The organism is Methylobacterium sp. DB0501, assembly GCF_011043735.1.
In the GTDB taxonomy this organism is placed as follows: domain Bacteria; phylum Pseudomonadota; class Alphaproteobacteria; order Rhizobiales; family Beijerinckiaceae; genus Methylobacterium; species Methylobacterium alsaeris.
Window position 1 is genome coordinate 159,782 of record NZ_JAAKGV010000010.1, and the last position, 19,051, is coordinate 178,832.

Consider the following 19,051-nt stretch of genomic DNA (forward strand, 5'->3'; position numbering starts at 1 on the left):
CAAGCGTGTACGCGGACGAAGCGTTGGCCTGCCACCGCAAGTCTGCCGAGAGAGCGTCCGGCGACCGCCCGGGACGGCCGTCCCGTCGCTCAGGACCGCACGTCGCTTCCGGCCGCGAGGGGGCGGCGCGCCGTGACGGTGTAGCCGAGGCAGTCCTCGCCCCAATCCGCGCGGAGGGACAGGGTGCCGATCACGGCGAGCAGGCCGAGGAGCGGCAGGAGCGCGACGCCGAGGAGGCGGCGCGCCGGGTTGCCGCGCCCGTCCAGGAGCGGGATCAGGCACAAGGCCATCGCCTTGTAGCAGGCGACGGTGACGGGATTGCCGCGGGCGGTGACCCGTACCGCGTGAAAGCCCGCCCGGCGCAGCAGCAGGTCGAGGGAGGACGGCGTGTAGCGCCAGTAATCGTAGGGGATGAAATGCCAGCGGGCCGCGAAGGGGACGGTCAGCACCAGGCGGCCGCCGGGACGCAAGGCCGCGAAGAGCTGCCCGAGGAACGGCTCCGGCGCCTCAATATGCTCCAGCACCTCGGTGCACAGGGCGACGTCGACGGAAGCCGGCGCGACGTTCCAGTCGCTGCCCTCGAAATACTCCGTATCCGGCACGGCATAGCCGAAGCGGTCGCGGGCGTCGCACGTATCGATGCCGCGGTAGCGCGCCGTCGGCGGCAGGAGAGGGCGGAAGACTTGGGCGCCGCACCCGACATCGAGCACCACGCCGGAGGCGGTGGCGAGCTCGACGCGCAGGTCGCGCCAGGCAGACCCGGCCTGGAGATCGAGGAGGCGCCGTCCCGCCGCGAGCACGTCGTCCCACCGGGAGCGCCGGGGGCGGAAGACCGGCGGCTTGAATTGCTCCGCCTGATGCTCGACCAGGTTGCGGCGCGTGGCGTGCGTGCTCATCCGGCGGCATCCCGAGGGTCGAAGCCGCGCAGGCCAGGAGCCGGATGGCAGCCACTCGACCACAGATGATTCTGATTGTCTGATGAAGAGAAGTGGCGCGCCCGAAAGGATTCGAACCTCTGACCCCCAGATTCGTAGTCTGGTGCTCTATCCAGCTGAGCTACGGGCGCCCGATCGAAGATCGCGTCTTCGATAATGTGACAGCCGATGCCGGAATGGACCGTGCATGACCGTGATCGACAAGAGTAAAATGGCGCGCCCGAAAGGATTCGAACCTCTGACCCCCAGATTCGTAGTCTGGTGCTCTATCCAGCTGAGCTACGGGCGCCTGACCGGGGGGAGCGGTGCGCCCCGCCGGTGAGGTGGGATCTAAGGGGTCCGCCCTGGCTTGGCAACCCCTATTTCGCCGGCGGAAGAGCGCGGTGGACGGAGGAGCGAAGAGGGGGCCGACGGGCGGCCCCCTCCCCGGTCAGAAGCCCGCCTGGGTGACGAACTTGGTGTTGAGATAGGCCTCGATCGCCTCCGAGCCGCCCTCGCTGCCGTAGCCCGAATCCTTCACGCCGCCGAAGGGCGTCTCCGGCAGCGCGATGCCGTGGTGGTTGATCGACATCATGCCGCTCTCCACCCGCGTGGCGAGCTTGGTGGCGGTCTCGGCCGAGCGGGTATAGGCGTAGGCGGCCAAGCCGTAGGGCAGGCGGTTGGCCTCCGTGAAGGCCTCCTCGTCGTCCGAGAAGCGCTGGATCGCCGCGATCGGCCCGAAGGGCTCCTCGTTCATGATCCGGGAATCGAGCGGCAGGTCGGTGAAGACCGTCGGCTCGAAGAAGTTGCCCTGGTTGCCGAGACGCTTGCCGCCGGTGCGCAGCTTCGCGCCCTTCTGCTCGGCATCGGCGACGAAGCCCTCCATCGCCTCGATGCGGCGGCCATGGGCGAGCGGGCCCATCTTCACCCCTTCCTCCAGGCCGTTGCCGACCTTGAGGCCGCGGGAGAGATCGACGAAGCCGTCGACGAAGGCGTCGAATACCGAATCGTGGACGAGGAAGCGGGTCGGCGCGACGCAGACCTGGCCCGCATTGCGGTACTTGTTGGCGCCGAGCACCTGCACGGCCTTCTGCACGTCGGCATCGCGGAAGACGATCGCCGGGGCGTGGCCGCCGAGCTCCATCGTGGCGCGCTTCATGTGCTTGCCGGCGAGCGCGGCGAGTTCCTTGCCGATCGCGGTCGAGCCCGTGAAGGTGATCTTGCGGATGATCGGGTGCGGGATGAGGTACGACGAGATCTCCGCCGGGTCGCCGAAGACGAGGCCGAGCACGTCGCCCGGAACGCCGGCATCCAGCAGGGCCTGGATCAGGGCGGTGCAGCTCGCCGGGGTGTCCTCGGGCCCCTTGAGGATCACCGAGCAGCCGGTGCAGAGCGCGGCCGAGACCTTGCGCACCGCTTGGTTGATCGGGAAGTTCCACGGCGTGAAGGCCGCGACGGGGCCCACCGGCTCGCGGATGACGAGCTGCATCACGCCCTCCGCCCGGGGCGGGATCACCCGGCCATAGGCGCGCCGGCCTTCTTCCGCGAACCAATCCATGGTGTCGGCGCCGCCGAGCACCTCCATCTTCGCTTCCGCCAGCGGCTTGCCCTGCTCGAGGGTCATGATCCGGGCGATCGCGTCGGCACGCTCGCGCATCAGGTTGGCGGCCTTGCGCAGCACCTTGCTGCGCTCGAAGGCCGACACCTTGCGCCACGCCTTGAAGCCGCGATCCGCCGCCTCGAGCGCCTGGTCGAGGTCCTGGCGGGTCGCCACCGCGAGCTGGCTCAGGGTCTCGCCGGTGGCCGGGTTGAGGATCGGCAGGGTCTGGCCGGCGCTGCCGGCGCGCCACTCGCCGGCAATATGGAGCTTCACGTCTGAAAACATCGGGGGCTCATCCTCGTACCGGAGGGGACCGCCCTTAACTAAGGCGCTCCCTCCCGGCGAGACAGGCTCCGCCGCGCAACGCCCCGCCTCCCGGGCGCGCCTTGTCTGTCAGAGCTCCGCCTGACAGACTTCCCGCTCCGTCGCTTGCCGGGCTCAGCGCGCGCCGATGGCCCGGGCGATGTCCTCGAAGCGCTTCTGCGTGGTGCCGATCTGGCCGTAGACGTTCTGGCGCGTGCAGGCCGACACCGTCATGCCGTAGTAGAACATGCCGGATTCCTGCTGGTTGCGGCAGTCGAGGTAGTTCGGCAGCACGAAGATCGACGACATGACGGCCGCGAACAGCCCGAACTTCAGCAGCAGCTTCACCGGCCAGGGCAGGTAGGAGAAGGTACGCTCCTTCTTGTGCTCGGCCGGCACCTGCTGCACGACGATGCGGATGTTGTCGCGGTCGTGATCGAGGCTGCCGCCGCGATCCTGCAACCGATTCATCCCGCGGTCGAGGCGCTCGATCCCGCTGCTGCGCTGATAGCCGTGCATCCTGTCTTCCCAGGCTCCGACCACGGTCGTGGTTCGTCCCGATGATCTCGCCGCCGCCGGATTAAATTTTCGTGCGCCGCAACGGTTGCACTCTTCCGACTTCGGCGGTTGTGCAGGAAAACTTGCGGCGGCGCGGGAATGGATCGGAGGCGATGCGATCCGCCGCGCGCCAAGTGCGTCGTGATGCGGCCGCGCGCCAGGATGCGGTCGCGCGCCAGGATGCGGCCACGCGCCAGGATGCGGTCGCCATGTGCGCCCGCGCACGCCCGTCCGGCCCGGGATCCGGCACAAGGAACAAGCCCTGACGGGCGTTCCTCCAAGACTTCGAGCCGCCCGCGGGGGCGGCTTTTTTTCTGTTCGGAGGGCGTTCGCCGGCGTCGGAGCAAGGCCGTCAGAGAACGACGTGCAGCCCGAATGTCTCCGGCCGGAACGGCAGCCGAAAGGTGGCGGCGAAACCGGCATGGAGGTGGCGCACCACCGTGGCGCGGCGCTTGCCGAGGGTCACGACCTCGCCCACCGGCGGCAGCTCGGTCGCCGCGATGGCCGCGCCGGTCATCGACAGGTCGACGATCGTGCCCGTCAGGACCCGGCCGTCGGCACGGCGGATCTCGAGGGTGCGGTGGGTCGGCACGATGCGCGGGTCGCTGCGCTGGTCGGCGCGCCCGCTCGCCTGGTCGGCGAGCCAGTGCAGGCGTGCGGCGAAGCGGGTCAGGCGCTCGGGCCCGACATCGACCGCGAGGGTGAACCCGTCCGCCGAGATGGTCTGGATGGCGCCGGCCACCGGGCCGACATCGTCGAGGTAGAGCGTCACGGGATCGCCCAGGAGGCCCCGCTCCGGCGCCAGCACCTCGATCGCCGCGAGGGAGAGGCTCCGGGTCTCGCATACATGCTCCGCCCCGCCCGGCAGGAGGTAGCGGCCGCTGACCCGGATCTGGATCGGCTGCGCATCCGGTTCCGGTTGAGGCTGGATATGCAACTTCAAGGTGTCCGCCAAGATCTTACAAACGCATGCCGACAGGATCGCGCGGAGCTCGGCCGGCCGCAAGGCCGCGTGTCGCTCCCCGATCATCTTCCGGCGCCAGACTTAATGTCAGGTGCATGGGATCGCCGTAACGGACGGTCCAGGGGGTGGCGAGATCCGCGCAGGGCTGGGTCGGTCCGCTCCGCAGGACAGTCGGTCCGTAGTTCCGGGCATCGACTGCGTGCCGTTCGACCGGAATCCCGGCGCGGTTCCCGCCGGCACGGGACAGTTTCGACTTCGCGCCGGACGTCCGACCCCGGTCAGTCACTCGAACTCGTCGGCGGCCATGCCAATTGTCGCTGGGTCGGATTCTTCGCTCCCTGCTCGAGAAACTCGGATCTGCATCGAATTCGAGCCAATTGCTTGAGGGAGGGTTCGCACCTGCCTGCTTTCCTGGATCAATGGCGAACGAAGCGGGCACAGGGTCATGGGTTCACAGACGGCCATCGGGACGCGCGGGACCGCGCACGGGCGCGACATGACCCTGCGCGAAGCGGAAGACCGGCTCATCGCCCTCGAAGCGTTGACGACCGAGCTGATCCGGGCCCTTCGCGGCGCCGGGGTGCTGCGGGAGACGCAAGCGGAGGCGCTGCTCGACCGGGTCGAGGAGCTGATGACCGGCCGGCCGGGCGCCACCTTCGCGGCCCAGCAGCTCGCCGCCGCCGCCGACCCGCAGGGTCCGGGGCCGCAGGGCCTCGGTGACGACGACGCCACGCCGGAGGCCCATCTCTGCGCCAGCTTCCGCCGGATCCTGTACGGGCGCGAGGACACTGCCGGCCCGTAGCGCGCCGGACCCACGCAACACGCCACGCAATCCTGCGGACATCCCCCGCCGCTAGAGCATCGTCGGACGAAGCGGATACCGGTTCGTCGCAGAAGATGCGGCACGAGCAAAGCTCGCGAGCAGCGTTCGATGGCAAGGCGATCGGGCGCTGCTCTCGCGGCGGCGTTCCGGCCGAAGAGCCGGGACGCCGCGAAGGGGGAAAGATGACGAGATCGACCGGCCCGTGGACGGGCCTCGTGGTGCGCGGCCTCCTGACGGCCGTCTTCCTGGTGGCGGCCGGCATGAAGCTCGCCGCCGTGCCGTTCGAGGTCGAGGGCTTCGCGCGCTTCGGCTATCCCCTCTGGTTCCTGTACGCGGTCGGTGCGGCGCAGGCGCTCGGCGCCGTGATGCTGTGGGTCCGCGGCACGGCCGTCTACGGCGCGCTGCTCATCGCCGCCATCATGGTCGGCGCGGTGGTGAGCCATCTGCGGGCCGGCGACGCGCCGGCGATGGCGCTCCCCGCCCTGGTCCTGCTCGCCCTGGCGGCCGGCCTCGCCTATGCGCGGCGCGGCGAGCTCCGGCCGGCGGCGCTGCCGGCCTGATCCTCCCTCGTCCGCTCTCGGCTACTCCGCGGCGAAGAGGCCGGCGGGCTCCTCCGCCGCGCCCTTCGGGTTGCCGGGAGCGGTCTCGCAGCCCAGAGCCGGCAGCGCGACGACGCGGTTGCCGCGGAAATCGGTGCGGCACACCGCGGCGCCCCGGCTCTCGACATAGGCGAGCAACCGCCGCGCCCGGCCCGGCGAGCGCGAGCCGATGGCCCGGGCGAGCGCGTCGTCGGAAGGGCACGGGGCACCGGCGCGGGCGGCCCGCGCCAGCAGCAGGAACAGGCCCTGCACCTCCTCCGGCAGGCCGGCGCAGGCGGCCATCACGGCCTCCGCCTCGTCACCGTCGGCCGCCTCGCCGTCGACGCCGGCCCGCGCGATGGCGAGCCGCCGGCGGAAGCGGCCGAGATCGAGGGGCTCGCCGGGCAGCCGGCGCATCCGGCAGCGCACCAGGAAGTCCTGGTAGAGCACGGCGATCGGGTGGTGAGCGCCGTCCGGATCGGCGGCGATCTCGCGCAGGATGTCGGCGAGCGCCGCGTCCCGGTCCGCCTCGCTCATGCTCGGGGCCACCTCGACCGGCTCCGGCGGGCGGTACTGGGCGAGTTGCTGCAGGAGATCGGTGGGCGTTGCCCGCGGCGCCGGGGCCGGGCGGGGAGCGGGCATCCAGGCCACCTCGCTCTCGGTCGGCGTCAGGATCAGCTCGCGAAGGTCGTCGCCGGCGGCCGGGCTCGGCAGCGGCACGAGCTTGGGGCTCGACGAGCGCGCCGAGGTCGCCACCGGCCCGATGGCGATCGGCAGCGGGCGCTTCGACAGCGCGGGCCCGAGCGCGATGAAGTGGCCGCGCTCGAGATCGCGAAAACTCTCGGCCTGGCGGCGCTCGAGGCCGAGGAGGTCGGCGGCCCGCGCCATGTCGATGTCGAGGAAGGTGCGGCCCATCAGGAAGTTCGACGCTTCCGCCGCGACGTTCTTGGCGAGCTTGGCGAGGCGCTGGGTCGCGATGATGCCGGCAAGCCCCCGCTTGCGGCCGCGGCACATCAGGTTGGTCATCGCGCCGAGCGACGCCTTGCGGGCCTCGTCCGAGACCTCGCCGGCGGCGGCCGGCGCGAAGAGCTGCGCCTCGTCGACCACCACGAGCACCGGGTACCAATGGTCGCGCTCGGCCTCGAACAGGCCGCCCAGGAAGGCCGCCGCCGCGCGCATCTGCGCCTCGACGTCGAGGCTCTCCAGGGTCAGCACCACCGAGACCCGGTGCGCCCGCACCCGGGCGGCGATCCGCTGGAGATCGGCCTCGCCGTGGTCGCCCTCGACCACGACGTGGCCGTGGGCCTCCGCCAGGGTGACGAAATCGCCCTCGGGGTCGATCACCACCTGCTGCACGTGCGGCGCGCTCTGCTCCAGCAGGCGGCGCAGGAGGTGCGACTTGCCCGAGCCGGAGTTGCCCTGGACCAGCAGGCGGGTCGCCAGCAACTCCTCCAGGTCGAGGGCGGCCGGCCGGCCGCCGCTCGCCACCCCCATCTCGACGCTGATCGTCATCTCGGCTCCCTGCGATGCCACGACTCGTAACACGGCCGGGGCGCTCCCGATCCGTGTCACCCGCAGGGGTCCACAGGGGAGTGGTCCACAAGGAGTGGTCCGGGGGGACGTCGGCGTCAGCCGGAGACCAGCGCCCTCGACCCCTCCCCCATCCGCTCGAGCATCCGCCGGCGCCACGCCTCGACCGGGTCGTCGGGTTCGAGGAGGGCGAGCGCGCTGACGCCGCGGGCCCACAGGAAGGCGCCCATCACCGCGTGATCGGCGTAGAGCGGGGCTTCGCCGCCGAGGAAAGCCTGCGCCCGCAGCACCGTGCGGACCGGCGCGAGCGTGCGCCGGAATGCGGCGAGCTGCGCCTCCGGATCGGGGCAGACCGCCTCCAGGGGCTTGCCGAACCGGGCCTCGCGGCTCTTCCGGAAATAGGCCTGGTCGGGTGCGGCGAGGTGGCGGTGGATGTCGAGGAGGAGGAGCGGCACCAGGCTCACGTGCAGCACCTGGTCGGTCCAGGCGACGTGGAAGCGGGTCAGCGCCGCCCCTGCCGGCCCGCCGAACAGCGACGGCCGGTCCGGATGGGCCGCCTCCAGATGGGCCGCGATGACCGACGACTCAGCGATCGCCCGCCCGTCCTCGACCAGCACCGGCACCTTGTCCGAGCCCGAGAAGGCGAGCGCGTCGGTCTCGGTGAAGCGCCAGGGCCGGCCTTCGAAGGGAAGGCCCTTGTGCTCCAGGGCGAGGCGGATGCGCCAGCAGAATGGGCTGAAGCGCCGGTCCGGATCGGCGGCGGCGAGTTCGTAGAGCACGCGGGTCAAAGGCGCTTCCTCCGGCGCGGCGCCCTCGGCAGGGGGCATCGGCGCGCGGAACGGATGATAGGGCCTGCGCCCGGTCCGGGCACCTCCGAATGCGTCGGGCGCCGGCCGACACGACGGATCATGTCCTCTTGAGGCTATGTGAGACGCCGCTCGATCCCATCGCGAACGAGCCCACCACGATTCAGCCTGACGCGTTCTCCCGAACCGAGGGCTGTCAGTACCCCTCTCCGCTTTCCCGGACGATGGCAGCGTCGGCGGACGAAGATGCGGGAGAGAGAGAATGGCTCACGACGGGCCATCCTGCGACGGACAGGGCTCCGGCCCTCAGAGCGCGGAGGCCGCCACCTGCGGATGCGCCGGCCGGCCCGCAGCCTTCTCGCCGCCGGCCTTCTCGGCGGACCGGATCGCCTTCCAGGCATTCGGCTGGGCGACGAAGGCGCGGAGCGCCGCGACGTTCTGCGCCGCCTCGGCCGGGCCGAGATCGCGGGTGAGGACCTGCTCGGCCTCGCCGAAGCGGCCCTGGAGCCCGAGGACCAGGGCGAGGTTCTGGCGCACCCGGTCGTCGGCGCGGGGATCGGTGCTGGCCTGGCGCAGGGTGGATTCGGCCTCGGGCAGGCGCTTGGCCAGCGCGTAGGACAGGCCGAGATTCGACAGGACCGCCGGCTCGCCGGGCACGATCTTCAGTGCCGCCTCGTAGTAGCGCTGGGCCTGGACGTGATCGCCCATCTGGTCGGCCACCGCGCCTTGCGCCGAAAGCACGCGCCAGTCCGGGTTGGCGGGGGAATGCGCGTTGCGCAGGACCTCGGCGGCTTCCGTGAAGCGGCCGACCTCGGCCAGGCTCTTGCCGTAGGCGGCGAGCACCGCCGGGTTCCTCGGGTTGCGCAGCGCCGCCTGCTGCAGCACCGCGGCGGCCTGGGCGCCCTGGTCGGTCGCCCGCAGGGCCTGGGCGTAGGCCATGGCGGTGCCGGTATCGGCGGGGTCCCGGGTGTAGCGCTCGGCGAGCCGTCCGACGTCGCGCCGAGCCGTGCTCCGCGGGGCGCTGGCGTCGATCGAGCCGGTGGTCAGGGGATTGCCGGTGAGAGGGTTGCGCGACAGGCAGCCCGAGGCCATCAGCGCCACCAATCCCGCCAGGGCGAGCCGCCGCAAGGGGCTCGCCGAGGCGCTCGGGCGGACGGGACGGGTCTCGACGGTCGCGGGCATCGGCCTCTCCGGGGACGGACCTGGGATGGCTGACCCCGCTCCCACGGCCCTCGATGAGTCCGGTGGTAGGTCGTTAACCCTAACCCGTCGTTAACGCTGGGGCGTGCCGGACGGCGTGGCCTCCGGAGCCGGCGGCGGCGTCTCGGCGGCGCCCCGGTCGGTGCCGGTGCCGTGGCGGCTCGGCGTCGCCGGGCCGTCGTGGCGGCTGCCATCCTCGACGCCGATCGTCTCGCAGCGCTCCAGCGGGTTGATGGGCTTGAGGTCCTCGGCCATGGCATGTCCTTCTCAGTCGGCGGTGTCGGGTCCTGGGTGACGCCGCAGGCCCGCCGGTGTTCCCGGCCGGCGCCCGGATTGACAACCGGTCCGGTTTGCCTCCCCCATCCGGCAATGGCTGTGCGCGTCGAAGGAAAGGGATGCCCCGCGTGACCACGCTCCTGCCCGCGACCGAGGATGCCGTCCCGATCCGCTGCGTCGACGCCGCCGGCTGGCCGGCCGTTGCGGCCGAGCTGCCGCCGCTCGCCGCCGCCTTCGCGGGCGCCAGCGGGTTCGAGGCCAAGCCCGGGCGCATCGCCCTGCTGCCAGGGCCGGACGGGGCGCTGGCGACCGTGCTGTTCGGGGTCGAGGCCGGCGAGCGGGCCGATCCGTTCGCCGTCGGGCGCCTGCCCGACGCCCTGCCCGAGGGCGCCTACCGCCTGGAAAACCTGCCGGGAGATCCGGCGCTCGCGGCTCTGGCCTGGCAGCTCTCGGGCTACCGCTTCGGCCACTACCGCGACCGGCCGGCGCCCAGGGCCCGCCTGGTGGCGCCCGCCGGCATCGATGCCGGCGAGATCGACCGCACCGCGCGGGCGGTCGCCGCCGGCCGCGACCTCGTCAATACCCCGGCGAACGATCTCGGCCCGGCGGAGATCGAAGCGGCGGCCCGCGCCCTCGCCGAGCGCTTCGGTGCCGCGTGCAATGTGGTCTCGGGCGAGGCCCTGGCGCGCGGTTTCCCGCTCATCGCCGCGGTCGGCCGGGCCTCGCCGCGGGCGCCGCGCCTGATCGACCTGAGCTGGGGCGAGGCGGATGCGCCGCGGGTGACCCTCGTCGGCAAGGGCGTGGTGTTCGACACCGGCGGCCTCGACATCAAGCCCTCGGCGGCGATGCTCCTGATGAAGAAGGACATGGCCGGCGCCGCGGTGGCGCTGGCCGTGGCCGAGATGGTGATGGGGGCCGGCCTTCGCGTCCGCCTGCGGGTGCTGATCCCGACGGTCGAGAACGCGATCAACGGCGAGGCCTTCCGGCCCGGCGACGTGCTGGCGAGCCGCAAGGGTCTCACGGTCGAGATCGGCAACACCGACGCCGAAGGCCGCCTGATCCTGGCCGACGCGCTCGCGCTCGCCGACGAGGAGGCGCCGGACCTCGTCTTCGACTTCGCCACCCTGACGGGGGCGGCCCGCGTGGCGCTCGGCCCCGACCTGCCGGCCCTGTTCACCGAGGACGACGCCCTGGCCGGCGAGCTTGCCGCCGCGGGCCTGTCCGTCAACGATCCGGTCTGGCGCATGCCGCTCTGGGGGCCCTACGCCGCCCTGCTCGATTCGAAGGTCGCCGACCTCAACAACGTCTCGGGCGGCCCCTTCGCCGGCGCCGTGACGGCGGCCCTGTTCCTGCGCCGCTTCGCCACGAAGGCCAGGGCGCATGTCCACCTCGACCTCTACGGCTGGAACCCGGGCACCAAGCCCGGCCGGCCGGAGGGCGGCGAGGTGCAGACGGCGCGCCTCGTCTACGCCCTCCTGAAGGCGCGCTACGCGGTGCCGAGCGAGGCCCGCTCCGCCTCGTAGGCCTCGCGCACGAGCGCCTTGCCGTAGCGGCGCTCCAGGCGCCGCACGGTGAAGTGGCCGCGGGCGATGGCCTGGAAATGGTCCATGAAGGCGGTGTTGACCGCGGCCCCGCCGATGGCGCCGAGCACCGGTACCGCCTGGGCGGCGAGCTTCTGCGACACCACGCCCCCGAAGCGGGCGCCGACCTGGCCGGCGAAGCGCATCAGCGCCGGCGCGCTCTCGTCGAGGAGGCCGCGGCCGGCGGCGTAACGGGCGGCCTCCGACATCGCCTTGGCGAGCGCGCCGCGCACCGCGAAATAGCCGCTCTCGGCGGCGTTGCCGCCCGATCTGTCTCCTTGCCCATCGCCTTGCGTCGGGCCGCGGCCGCCGAGGGCGAAGACCTGCATGCAGGCGAGCGCGGCCTCCGGATCCGCCAGATCCTCGCCCTCGCGCTGGGCGATCTCGGCGATCGAGCGCAGCATCAGGGTGGTGGAGAGCGGCAATTCGACGGCCAGAGTCGTGATCCCGAAGGCGCCGCCGATCGCGCCCGATACCGCCGCCAGCGCCTTGTGGCCGCGGTCGCCGGGCGGGAAGCGTTCGAGGAGGTCCATCGCGCGGCTGCGCCAGGAGGCCGGCGACGACGGCGCGATGTCGGGGCCGAGCGGCACCAGCGCGGTGTCCTCCGACGCGGCCTCCGCCGCCTTGGGCAGGGTGGCGAGCGCCACGTGCAGGGCGCCGCGCATCGCCGTCTCGGTGGCGTGGCCGACCGCGTCGACGACCGGCGCCGGCAGGGCTCGGGTGATCAGGTCGAGGGGGCCGCCGGCCATGGCCGACAGCCGGCCGGCGAGGCTCGGCCGCTCCAGGGCCTCGACCGCCCGGCGCAAGGCGCCGCGGTCCTCGGCGCTCAGGGGCTCCGGCGCCCCGAGCGGGACCGGGGACGGGACGGGCTCGACGGCGACGATCTCGGACACGGACGCTCCCTCGCGGACGATCAGCGGCTTTCCGGGACTAAAGCTGGGGCGCCGGGTGCCGGTTCCGCAAGGGGCGACGCGCGCCCTCACGCACGCGCCGTCAGTTCCTCCCGCGGCGCCGGCCCGGTCTCGCCGGGCAGCATCCTGAGGCCGAGGCACAGCACGGTCACCGGAATGCCGACGGCCGCGGTCATCACGAAGAAGGTCGGATAGCCGAGGGATTCGACCGCGAAGCCCGAGAGGCCGCCGACGAACTTGCCCGGCAGGGCGTAGAGCGAGGAGAGCAGCGCGTATTGCGTCGCCGCGAAGGCCGGCGAGGTCAGGCTCGACATGTAGGCGATGAGCGCGGTGCCCGCGAAGGCGCCGGCGAAATTGTCGATGCTGATGCTGGCCACCAGCAGCGGCAGGTCGTGGCCGGCGAGGGCCAGCCAGGCGAACATCAGGTTGGAGGCGGACGCCGCGATCCCGCCGATGAGGAGCGCCGGGTAGAGCCCGAGGCGGCTCACCGCGATGCCGCCGGCAAAGGCCCCGGCGATGCCGATCCAGACGCCGTAGACCTTCGAGACCGTGGCGATCTCCGAGAGGGAGAACTTCATGTCGATGTAGAGCGGGTTCGCCATGATGCCGGACACGATGTCGGGCAGGCGGTAGACGGTGATCAGCGCCAGGATCAGCGCCAGCCCCGGACCCTTGCGGCGCACGAGGTCGGCGAACGGATCGACCACCGCCTCGCGCAACGCAGGGCGCCAGCCGCGGCGGGCCCCGGGATGCTCGCCGGCATCCTCGCCGGGATCCTTGGCCGCCGCCTTCGGCGCCGCGAGGGTGCCGGCGATGGCGAGCAGCATCAGGGCCGCCATGCTGCCGTAGGCCGGGGCCCAGCCGAAGGCGTCGGCGGCGAAGAGCGCGCCGGCGCCGGCGCAGATCCGGGCGAGGCTGTAGCCGAGCTGGTAGGAGGCCAGCATCATGCCCTGGCGCTCGGTCGGGGCCGAATCGATGCGCCAGCCGTCGACGACGATGTCCTGGGTCGCCGAGGCGAAGGCGATCACCAGGGCGCAGACCACCATGTAGCTCAGAGAGTTCGCCGGATCGCCCCGGCTCATCGCGATCAGGCCGGCCGCCACCGCCAGCTGCGCCGTCAGCATCCAGGCCCGCCGCCGGCCGAGGAGCCGCGACAGGACCGGCACGTCGAACCGGTCGATGACCGGCGCCCAGAGGAACTTCAGCGTGTAGGCGAGCGAGACGTAGCTCAGAAGCCCGATGCTCGACCGCTCGATGCCGGCGCTGCGCAGCCAGGCCGACAGGGTGGCGAAGACCAGGAGGATCGGCAGGCCGGCGCCGAAGCCGAGCACCAGCATCAAGGCCATGCGCCGGTCCGCCGCCACGTCCCGCAGGGTGGCGCGGGTGCGGGACAGCCAGCCCGCGCCCTGTCTCCCGGCCGTCGTCGTCATCGCGCTCATCGTCCCCCGAACCGTGGGAAAGCTCCCGGTGCCGCGCCCGGCCTCTGCCGTGCCTTCGGGCCGTACCCTTGGGCCGCGTACTCGACCCCAGGATGTGGGCGGCATCATGATGGACGAAGGATTAAGATTGCATCCACCGGAGGTTACGCCACGGCCGGGAACCCCTCCCCCCGTCGCGGGTTCGCTGAACGGGACGGGGCCTAAAGGCCCCGCTCCGCCCCGGACCAACCGGAGCGGACGCAGCACGCGGGCGGATGCGGATGATCGGGTTGGACGCTCCGAGGCAGGCCGAGGCGAAGGAAGCCGGGGCGATGACCGCACTGGCGGCCGACGCGCCGTTCCTGGCCGCCTTCCGGGCGTGCGAGGCGCCGATGGTGATGACCGATCCCCACCGTCCCGACAACCCGATCGTCTTCGCCAACTCGGCCTTCTGCCGCCTCACCGGCTACGCGCCGAACGAGGTCGCCGGCCGCAATTGCCGCTTCCTGCAGGGACCCGACACCGACCCCGCCGCCATCGCCCGGGTGCGCGAGGCGGTGGCGCTCGGCGAGCCGCTGCAGATCGACATCCTGAACTACCGCAAGGACGGCCGCCCGTTCTGGAACGCCATGACCCTGACGCCGGTCCGGGACGAGGACGGGACGCTGCGCTCCTATTTCGCGGTTCTGAGCGACGTGACCCGGGACCGGCAGGCCGAGCGGACGCTCGCGCAGGAGAAGGACGGGCTCGCCCAGGACATCGAGGCGCGCAACCGGGCGCTGCAATCCGCCCTCGACCAGCAGACCGCCCTGCTGCACGAGGTCGACCATCGGGTGAAGAACAACCTCCAGGTCATCTCCTCCCTGGTGCTGCTGAAGGCGCGGCGCGCCCGCGACGCCGCCTGCCGCGACGTGCTGCGCAGCATGGCCGACCGCATCGGGGCGCTCGCCACCGTCCACCGCCTGCTCTACTCCCTCAGCGACGTCGCCCGCTTCGACCTGCGCGACTTCGCCGACGACTTCGCCGTCGAGCTCGAGGCCGGCCTCGATCCCGACCGGATCGCCCTCACGGTCGACGTCGAGGCGGTGGCGGTGCCGGCCTCGATGGCCGCGCCCCTGGCGCTGCTGGTGCACGAACTTGCCGTCAACGCGGTCCGGCACGCCTTTCCGGGCGAGCGCCGCGGCCGGGTCGCCATCACGGCGCGGGCGGACGGCGAGCGCCTGATCCTGGATGTCCGCGACGACGGCGTCGGCCTCTCGGCGCAATCCGACAACCCGGAGGGCTTCGGCCGCGACCTCGTCGGCATGCTGGTGCGCCAGCTGCGCGGGAGCCTCGCCTTCGAGGACCTGAATCCCGGCACGCGGGCGCATGTCGTCCTGCCGCTCGAGGGCGGCGTCACGGGAGCCGGGCCTTGAGCGGGGCGCCCTTGCGGATCCTGATCGTCGAGGACGAGGCGTTCATCGCCCTCGAACTCGAATGCCTGCTGGAAGAGGCCGGCCACGTGCCGGTCGGCGTCGCGAGCCGCTCGGCCGAGGCGATCGCACTCGCCCGCGACCTCGCCCCGGACGTCGCCCTCGTCGACATCCACCTCGCCGACGGCCCGACCGGCGTCGCGGTGGCGCAGGCGCTGAGCGCGCGGGCGGGGACGACGGTGCTGTTCACCACCGCCAACGCCAAGCGCGTCCCCGCGGATTTCGCGGGAGCGGCCGGTATCATCGCCAAGCCGTATTCGGAACGGGTGATCCGCGCGGCGCTCGCCTATGTGGGCGGGCGGTATCACGGCGGGGTGCCGGCGGAGCCGCCCGACGGGGTGGTGCTGGCGCCGGACCGGCGTGGCGACGATGGCCCGCGTCCCGAAGTGCCGGCTTGAGACGTCGTCCGCTCGATCGACCCAGCTGAAGTACAGTGCGCCCCTCTCCCGCTCGGGAAAGGAGATCCCGCGCAGTCTCGATCATGGGAAAAATCAGGCAGAAGCGGCGTGGCACCTGCCTCGTCCCAACGGTCGTTTTCAACGACCGTGGGTGTTCGCCGTCCCGGACGGGTGCGCGGCCTACGACAAGTCGTGCAGCGCCTTCCCCATCGGCGCGCCGATCGTAAGATCGGAGAATGCGACGCTCAACCCGGCGCGCTCCGGCGTGCAGCACATCGGCCCGACGCTGTAGGGTCCCGCGGGGAAGGGGCAGAGGCGCATCAGCGGCCAATGCCGACCGTCGGCCGACACCTGCAGCCGCAGCACCCCGGCAGCCACGGTCGCCCGCAGCCAGAAATCCCCGGGATCGTGACCGTAGGGTGCGGTCGCCCAGTCGGAGCGGTCGACCGTCAGCACGCTGCCGATCATCGGCAGACCGTCCGACCACTCGATCCCCGCCTTGACCCAGGCGTGGGAGGAGACACGCACCATCAATCCGGCCTGGTCGTACAACTCCCGGTACTGCGCCCGGACCCGCAGCTGCGCTGTGAAGTCGCCGGGGGTCGTCGCTCCGAGGAAGTGGCCGGTGTCGCGGGTGAAGCCGTAATGGGTCTCGCGCCAGAAATCCGTGGCGCGATCCGTCACGACGTGGAGGGCGTCGCCCTCCCGACGCCAGCTAGCGGGCTCGTTGAGCCAGATGCCACTCTCGAAGCTGCCGCTTTCGATGCCCATCACCCGTCGGCCCGCGCCGCCTTCAGCCGGTAGAGCGCATCCAAGGCCTCCCGCGGGCTCAGGGAATCCGGGTCGATCCCGTCGAGGAGGAGGCCGACCGGGTCGGGCTTCTCGACCGGCGGGGCCGGCGGCGGGGCGGCCGGCACGGCGGCGAAGAGCGGCAGTTCGGCCGGGGCCTTCCTCCGTCCGGACCCGCCCTCCCCCCGCTCCAGCTCGGCAAGCAGCGCCTTGGCACGGGCGATCACGGGCGCCGGCAGGCCGGCGAGGCGGGCGACCTGGAGGCCGTAGGAGCGGTCGGCGGCGCCGGGCACCACCTCGTGCAGGAACACCACGTCGCCCTTCCACTCCGTCACCTTGAGGGTGGCGTTGGAAAGACGCTCGAGGCGCTGGGCGAGGCCCGTCAGCTCGTGGAAGTGCGTCGCGAACAGGGCCCGGCAGCCGTTCGTGCCGTGCAGGTGCTCCAGGCAGGCCCAGGCGATCGACAGGCCGTCGAAGGTCGCGGTGCCGCGGCCGATCTCGTCGAGCACGACGAGCGAGCGGCGGGTCGCCTGGTTCAGGATCGCCGCGGTCTCGACCATCTCGACCATGAAGGTCGAATGGCCCCGCGCCAGGTCGTCGGCGGCGCCGACGCGGGAGAACAGCCGGTCGACGAGGCCGAGATGGGCCGACGCCGCCGGCACGAAGGCGCCCATCTGCGCCAGCACCGCGATCAGCGCGTTCTGGCGCAGGAAGGTCGACTTGCCGCCCATGTTCGGGCCGGTGACGAGGAGAATCTGGCCGGCCGTGTCGCCCGACAGGTCGCAGGCATTGGCGATGAAGGCCTCGCCCGCCTTGGTCAAAGCCGCCTCGACGACCGGGTGGCGCCCGCCCTCGATCCGGAAGGCGAGGCCGTCATCGACGATGGGCCGGGTCCAGTTCAGCTCGACGGCGAGTTCCGCGTGCGAGGCGGCGACGTCGAGGGCGGCGAGCGCGCCCGCCGCCGCGACGATCGAGTCGGATTCCGCCATCACGGCCTTGGACAGGCTCTCGAAGATCTCGAGTTCGAGGGCGAGGCCCCGGCCCGCCGCATTGGCGATCCTGGTCTCCAGTTCGCCGAGTTCGACGCTGGTGAAGCGCATCGCGTCCACCATGGTCTGGCGGTGGACGAAGGTGGCGCGCCAGGGATCCTTCAGCAGGGTCTCGCCGAAGGCCTGCGGCACCTCGATGAAGTAGCCGAGCAGGTTGTTGTGCTTGATCCGGAGCGTCCGGCAGCCGGTCTCGGACGCGTAGCGCGCCTGGAGCCCCGCAACGACCTGACGCGAATCGCGCTGGAGCGTGCGGGTCTCGTCGAGTTCAGTGCGGTAGCCCTCGCGCACGAAGCCGCCGTCGCGGCGCTGCAACGGCAGGTCGTCGGCGAGCGAAGCGGCGAGATCGTCGGCGAGTGCCTCGTCGAGGCCGGCGAGGATGCGGGCGGCCTTGCCGATCTCGCCCGGCAAGGCGCCCGCCCCTGCGAGCGCCGTGGCGATGCCGCGGGCGGCGAGCAATCCGTCGCGGAGCGCCGCGAGGTCGCGGGGCCCGGCGCGGCCGAGCGAGATCCGCGACAGGGCCCGGGCCATGTCGGGGGCCCGCGCCAGCTCGGCCCGGAGTTCGGTCCGCAGGCCCCCCTCGCCGACCAGAAATTCGACCGCGTCGTGTCGGCGCCGGATCAGCGCGAGGTCGGTCGAGGGTCCCGCCAGCCGCTCGGCGAGCAGCCGGGCGCCGGCGCCTCCCACCGTGCGGTCGATGGCGGCGAGCAGGCTCCCGGCCCGCTCGCCCGAGAGGGTGCGGGTGAGCTCCAGGTTCTGGCGCGTCGCCGCGTCGATCATCAGGCTCGCGCCCGCCGCCTGGCGGGTCGGCGGGCTGAGCGTCACCTTGGCGCCGAGCTGGGTGCGGGCGATGTAGTGCAGGACGGCGCCCGCCGCCGCGATCTCGACCCGGCTGAAGGCGCCGAACCCGTCGAGGGTCTGGACGCCGAACTGGTCCTTCACCGCCCGCTCGGCCGAGGCCGGATCCATGTCGCCGCGGCCGACCGGCGTGACAGCGGCCCGCGTGTCGCGCCACAGCCGGGCCAGCTCGGGATCCTGGTGGAGCGCGTCGCCCATCACGATCTCGCGTGGGTCGAGCCGGGCGATCTCCGCCGACAGGCCGGCGCCCTCGACCTCGCCGAGCGCGAAGCGCCCGGTCGAGATGTCGACGGCGGCAAGCCCATAGACCCAGGCCGAATCCGAGGCGCGCCGTCGCGCAAGCGCCAGGAGGATGTTGGCCCGCCCGGGATCGAGCAGGCGGTCCTCCGTGATGGTGCCGGGCGTGACGAGGCGCACCACCTCGCGGCGCACAACCGATTTCGAGCCGCGCTTCTTCGCCTCGGCCGGGTCCTCGGTCTGCTCGCAGACCGCGACCCGGTGGCCGAGGCCGATCAGGCGCTGGAGGTAGTCGTCCGAGCGTTCCACCGGCACGCCGCACATCGGGATGTCGGCGCCGGCATGCTTGCCGCGGCGGGTGAGCACGATGCCGAGAGCCCGCGAGGCGGTCTCGGCATCCTCGAAGAACAGCTCGTAGAAATCCCCCATGCGGTAGAACAGCAGGGAATCGGGATTCGCCGCCTTGATCTCGATGTACTGCGCCATCATCGGCGAGACCTTGGCCTCGTCGTCGGGGGCGGCGGCCCGGCGGGTGCGGGCGGGCGGTGGGGGCGCCTCGTCGGCCGGCTCGCAAGCCTCCGAGCGAAGTAGGCGGCCGGTGTCGCTGTCCATCGTCATGAGATCTTGAGCTGTCGTCAGGTCGGCGGCGAAATGGTCGGCCAGACTAACAGAGGCACGCGGCCACGCTCCAGACCGGCACAGCGGGGATGATGGGGATCGTCATCCCCGGCGGAAATGTCGTGCCGGCGGGCTTTAGCGCCGCAGCGCCGCTTGAGCCGGCCGGATCCTG

Annotated in this window: 17 protein-coding genes and 2 tRNA genes; 5 read left to right on the forward strand and 14 right to left on the reverse strand. The window is 72.3% G+C overall.

Translation table 11 applies throughout. From position 1 onward, the window contains the following. Window positions 1–89: 89 nt before the first annotated feature. From G4G93_RS16580 to G4G93_RS16605, 6 genes are all read right to left on the reverse strand, one after another. Window positions 90–896 (reverse strand): bifunctional 2-polyprenyl-6-hydroxyphenol methylase/3-demethylubiquinol 3-O-methyltransferase UbiG, encoded by an 807-nt coding sequence (locus tag G4G93_RS16580; RefSeq protein ID WP_165085624.1) that lies wholly within the window; start codon window positions 894–896, stop codon window positions 90–92. A gap of 93 nt (window positions 897–989) precedes the next feature. After that, a tRNA-Arg gene (locus tag G4G93_RS16585) sits at window positions 990–1,066 on the reverse strand. 81 nt (window positions 1,067–1,147) lie between these two features. Beyond that, window positions 1,148–1,224, reverse strand: a tRNA-Arg gene (locus tag G4G93_RS16590). A gap of 141 nt (window positions 1,225–1,365) precedes the next feature. Next, window positions 1,366–2,799: an NAD-dependent succinate-semialdehyde dehydrogenase gene (locus G4G93_RS16595; protein ID WP_165085626.1), complete on the reverse strand. Its 1,434-nt coding sequence runs from the start codon at window positions 2,797–2,799 to the stop codon at window positions 1,366–1,368. A 153-nt stretch (window positions 2,800–2,952) separates the two neighbouring features. Then, window positions 2,953–3,336 (reverse strand): hypothetical protein, encoded by a 384-nt coding sequence (locus G4G93_RS16600; protein ID WP_165085627.1) that lies wholly within the window; start codon window positions 3,334–3,336, stop codon window positions 2,953–2,955. A 391-nt stretch (window positions 3,337–3,727) separates the two neighbouring features. Next, complete coding sequence (locus tag G4G93_RS16605) at window positions 3,728–4,312, reverse strand: PilZ domain-containing protein (RefSeq protein WP_246736815.1); 585 nt, start codon at window positions 4,310–4,312, stop codon at window positions 3,728–3,730. A 472-nt stretch (window positions 4,313–4,784) separates the two neighbouring features. Between G4G93_RS16605 and G4G93_RS16610 the strand changes: the two genes are divergently transcribed. Beyond that, window positions 4,785–5,141 carry a hypothetical protein gene (locus tag G4G93_RS16610; RefSeq protein WP_246736816.1) on the forward strand — a complete coding sequence of 119 codons (357 nt, stop codon included), beginning with the start codon at window positions 4,785–4,787 and terminating at the stop codon, window positions 5,139–5,141. A gap of 203 nt (window positions 5,142–5,344) precedes the next feature. Next, entirely contained in the window at window positions 5,345–5,722 is a 378-nt protein-coding gene (locus tag G4G93_RS16615) for a DoxX family protein (RefSeq protein ID WP_165085629.1), read from the forward strand. Between the two features lie 21 nt (window positions 5,723–5,743). On the opposite strand, the gene G4G93_RS16620 is transcribed toward G4G93_RS16615, so the two are convergent. The 4 genes from G4G93_RS16620 to G4G93_RS16635 all read right to left on the reverse strand — a co-directional run bounded on the left by G4G93_RS16620 (window position 5,744) and on the right by G4G93_RS16635 (window position 9,531). Further along, a complete protein-coding gene (locus G4G93_RS16620; protein WP_165085630.1) occupies window positions 5,744–7,252 on the reverse strand; it encodes an ATP-binding protein in 1,509 nt (502 codons plus the stop codon). Window positions 7,253–7,368: 116 nt separating this feature from the next. After that, on the reverse strand, window positions 7,369–8,058 hold the full coding sequence (locus G4G93_RS16625; protein WP_165085632.1) for a glutathione S-transferase family protein: 690 nt from the start codon (window positions 8,056–8,058) through the stop codon (window positions 7,369–7,371). A 324-nt stretch (window positions 8,059–8,382) separates the two neighbouring features. Beyond that, window positions 8,383–9,258 (reverse strand): tetratricopeptide repeat protein, encoded by an 876-nt coding sequence (locus G4G93_RS16630; RefSeq protein WP_165085633.1) that lies wholly within the window; start codon window positions 9,256–9,258, stop codon window positions 8,383–8,385. Between the two features lie 90 nt (window positions 9,259–9,348). Beyond that, entirely contained in the window at window positions 9,349–9,531 is a 183-nt protein-coding gene (locus G4G93_RS16635) for a hypothetical protein (protein WP_165085635.1), read from the reverse strand. A 140-nt stretch (window positions 9,532–9,671) separates the two neighbouring features. Between G4G93_RS16635 and G4G93_RS16640 the strand changes: the two genes are divergently transcribed. Then, window positions 9,672–11,075, forward strand: a complete 1,404-nt coding sequence (locus G4G93_RS16640; RefSeq protein WP_165085636.1) for a leucyl aminopeptidase family protein — start codon at window positions 9,672–9,674, stop codon at window positions 11,073–11,075. Here the strand turns inward: G4G93_RS16640 and G4G93_RS16645 are convergent. Both G4G93_RS16645 and G4G93_RS16650 read right to left on the reverse strand, forming a co-directional pair. Then, the gene (locus G4G93_RS16645; protein ID WP_165085638.1) at window positions 11,039–12,025 is read right to left on the reverse strand and encodes an EcsC family protein; all 987 of its coding nucleotides are present in this window, start codon (window positions 12,023–12,025) and stop codon (window positions 11,039–11,041) included. The genes G4G93_RS16640 and G4G93_RS16645 overlap by 37 nt on opposite strands. Before the next feature lie 86 nt (window positions 12,026–12,111). After that, window positions 12,112–13,473, reverse strand: a complete 1,362-nt coding sequence (locus G4G93_RS16650; RefSeq protein WP_165085640.1) for an AmpG family muropeptide MFS transporter — start codon at window positions 13,471–13,473, stop codon at window positions 12,112–12,114. A gap of 320 nt (window positions 13,474–13,793) precedes the next feature. On the opposite strand from G4G93_RS16650, the gene G4G93_RS16655 reads away from it, so the two are divergent. Further along, window positions 13,794–14,876 (forward strand): PAS domain-containing protein, encoded by a 1,083-nt coding sequence (locus G4G93_RS16655; RefSeq protein WP_246736817.1) that lies wholly within the window; start codon window positions 13,794–13,796, stop codon window positions 14,874–14,876. Beyond that, window positions 14,873–15,331 (forward strand): response regulator, encoded by a 459-nt coding sequence (locus G4G93_RS16660; RefSeq protein WP_165085642.1) that lies wholly within the window; start codon window positions 14,873–14,875, stop codon window positions 15,329–15,331. The genes G4G93_RS16655 and G4G93_RS16660 overlap by 4 nt, the downstream gene beginning before the upstream one ends. 180 nt (window positions 15,332–15,511) lie before the next feature. Here the strand turns inward: G4G93_RS16660 and G4G93_RS16665 are convergent, their stop codons facing one another. Further along, window positions 15,512–16,102: a DUF1349 domain-containing protein gene (locus tag G4G93_RS16665; protein ID WP_165085643.1), complete on the reverse strand. Its 591-nt coding sequence runs from the start codon at window positions 16,100–16,102 to the stop codon at window positions 15,512–15,514. After that, window positions 16,102–18,879, reverse strand: a complete 2,778-nt coding sequence (gene mutS, locus G4G93_RS16670; protein WP_165085645.1) for a DNA mismatch repair protein MutS — start codon at window positions 18,877–18,879, stop codon at window positions 16,102–16,104. The genes G4G93_RS16665 and mutS overlap by 1 nt, the downstream gene beginning before the upstream one ends. Between the last annotated feature and the right edge of the window lie 172 nt (window positions 18,880–19,051).

What these genes read in the sequence shown, in the direction of transcription:
- G4G93_RS16580 (WP_165085624.1), bottom strand. Translation starts at nt 896, where the DNA reads ATGAGCACGCACGCCACGCGCCGCAACCTGGTCGAGCATCAGGCGGAG.
- G4G93_RS16600 (WP_165085627.1), bottom strand. Translation starts at nt 3,336, where the DNA reads ATGCACGGCTATCAGCGCAGCAGCGGGATCGAGCGCCTCGACCGCGGG.
- G4G93_RS16595 (WP_165085626.1), bottom strand. Translation starts at nt 2,799, where the DNA reads ATGTTTTCAGACGTGAAGCTCCATATTGCCGGCGAGTGGCGCGCCGGC.
- G4G93_RS16650 (WP_165085640.1), bottom strand. Translation starts at nt 13,473, where the DNA reads ATGACGACGACGGCCGGGAGACAGGGCGCGGGCTGGCTGTCCCGCACC.
- mutS (WP_165085645.1), bottom strand. Translation starts at nt 18,879, where the DNA reads ATGACGATGGACAGCGACACCGGCCGCCTACTTCGCTCGGAGGCTTGC.
- G4G93_RS16655 (WP_246736817.1), top strand. Translation starts at nt 13,794, where the DNA reads ATGACCGCACTGGCGGCCGACGCGCCGTTCCTGGCCGCCTTCCGGGCG.
- G4G93_RS16615 (WP_165085629.1), top strand. Translation starts at nt 5,345, where the DNA reads ATGACGAGATCGACCGGCCCGTGGACGGGCCTCGTGGTGCGCGGCCTC.
- G4G93_RS16630 (WP_165085633.1), bottom strand. Translation starts at nt 9,258, where the DNA reads ATGCCCGCGACCGTCGAGACCCGTCCCGTCCGCCCGAGCGCCTCGGCG.
- G4G93_RS16665 (WP_165085643.1), bottom strand. Translation starts at nt 16,102, where the DNA reads ATGGGCATCGAAAGCGGCAGCTTCGAGAGTGGCATCTGGCTCAACGAG.
- G4G93_RS16635 (WP_165085635.1), bottom strand. Translation starts at nt 9,531, where the DNA reads ATGGCCGAGGACCTCAAGCCCATCAACCCGCTGGAGCGCTGCGAGACG.
- G4G93_RS16610 (WP_246736816.1), top strand. Translation starts at nt 4,785, where the DNA reads ATGGGTTCACAGACGGCCATCGGGACGCGCGGGACCGCGCACGGGCGC.
- G4G93_RS16620 (WP_165085630.1), bottom strand. Translation starts at nt 7,252, where the DNA reads ATGACGATCAGCGTCGAGATGGGGGTGGCGAGCGGCGGCCGGCCGGCC.
- G4G93_RS16640 (WP_165085636.1), top strand. Translation starts at nt 9,672, where the DNA reads ATGCCCCGCGTGACCACGCTCCTGCCCGCGACCGAGGATGCCGTCCCG.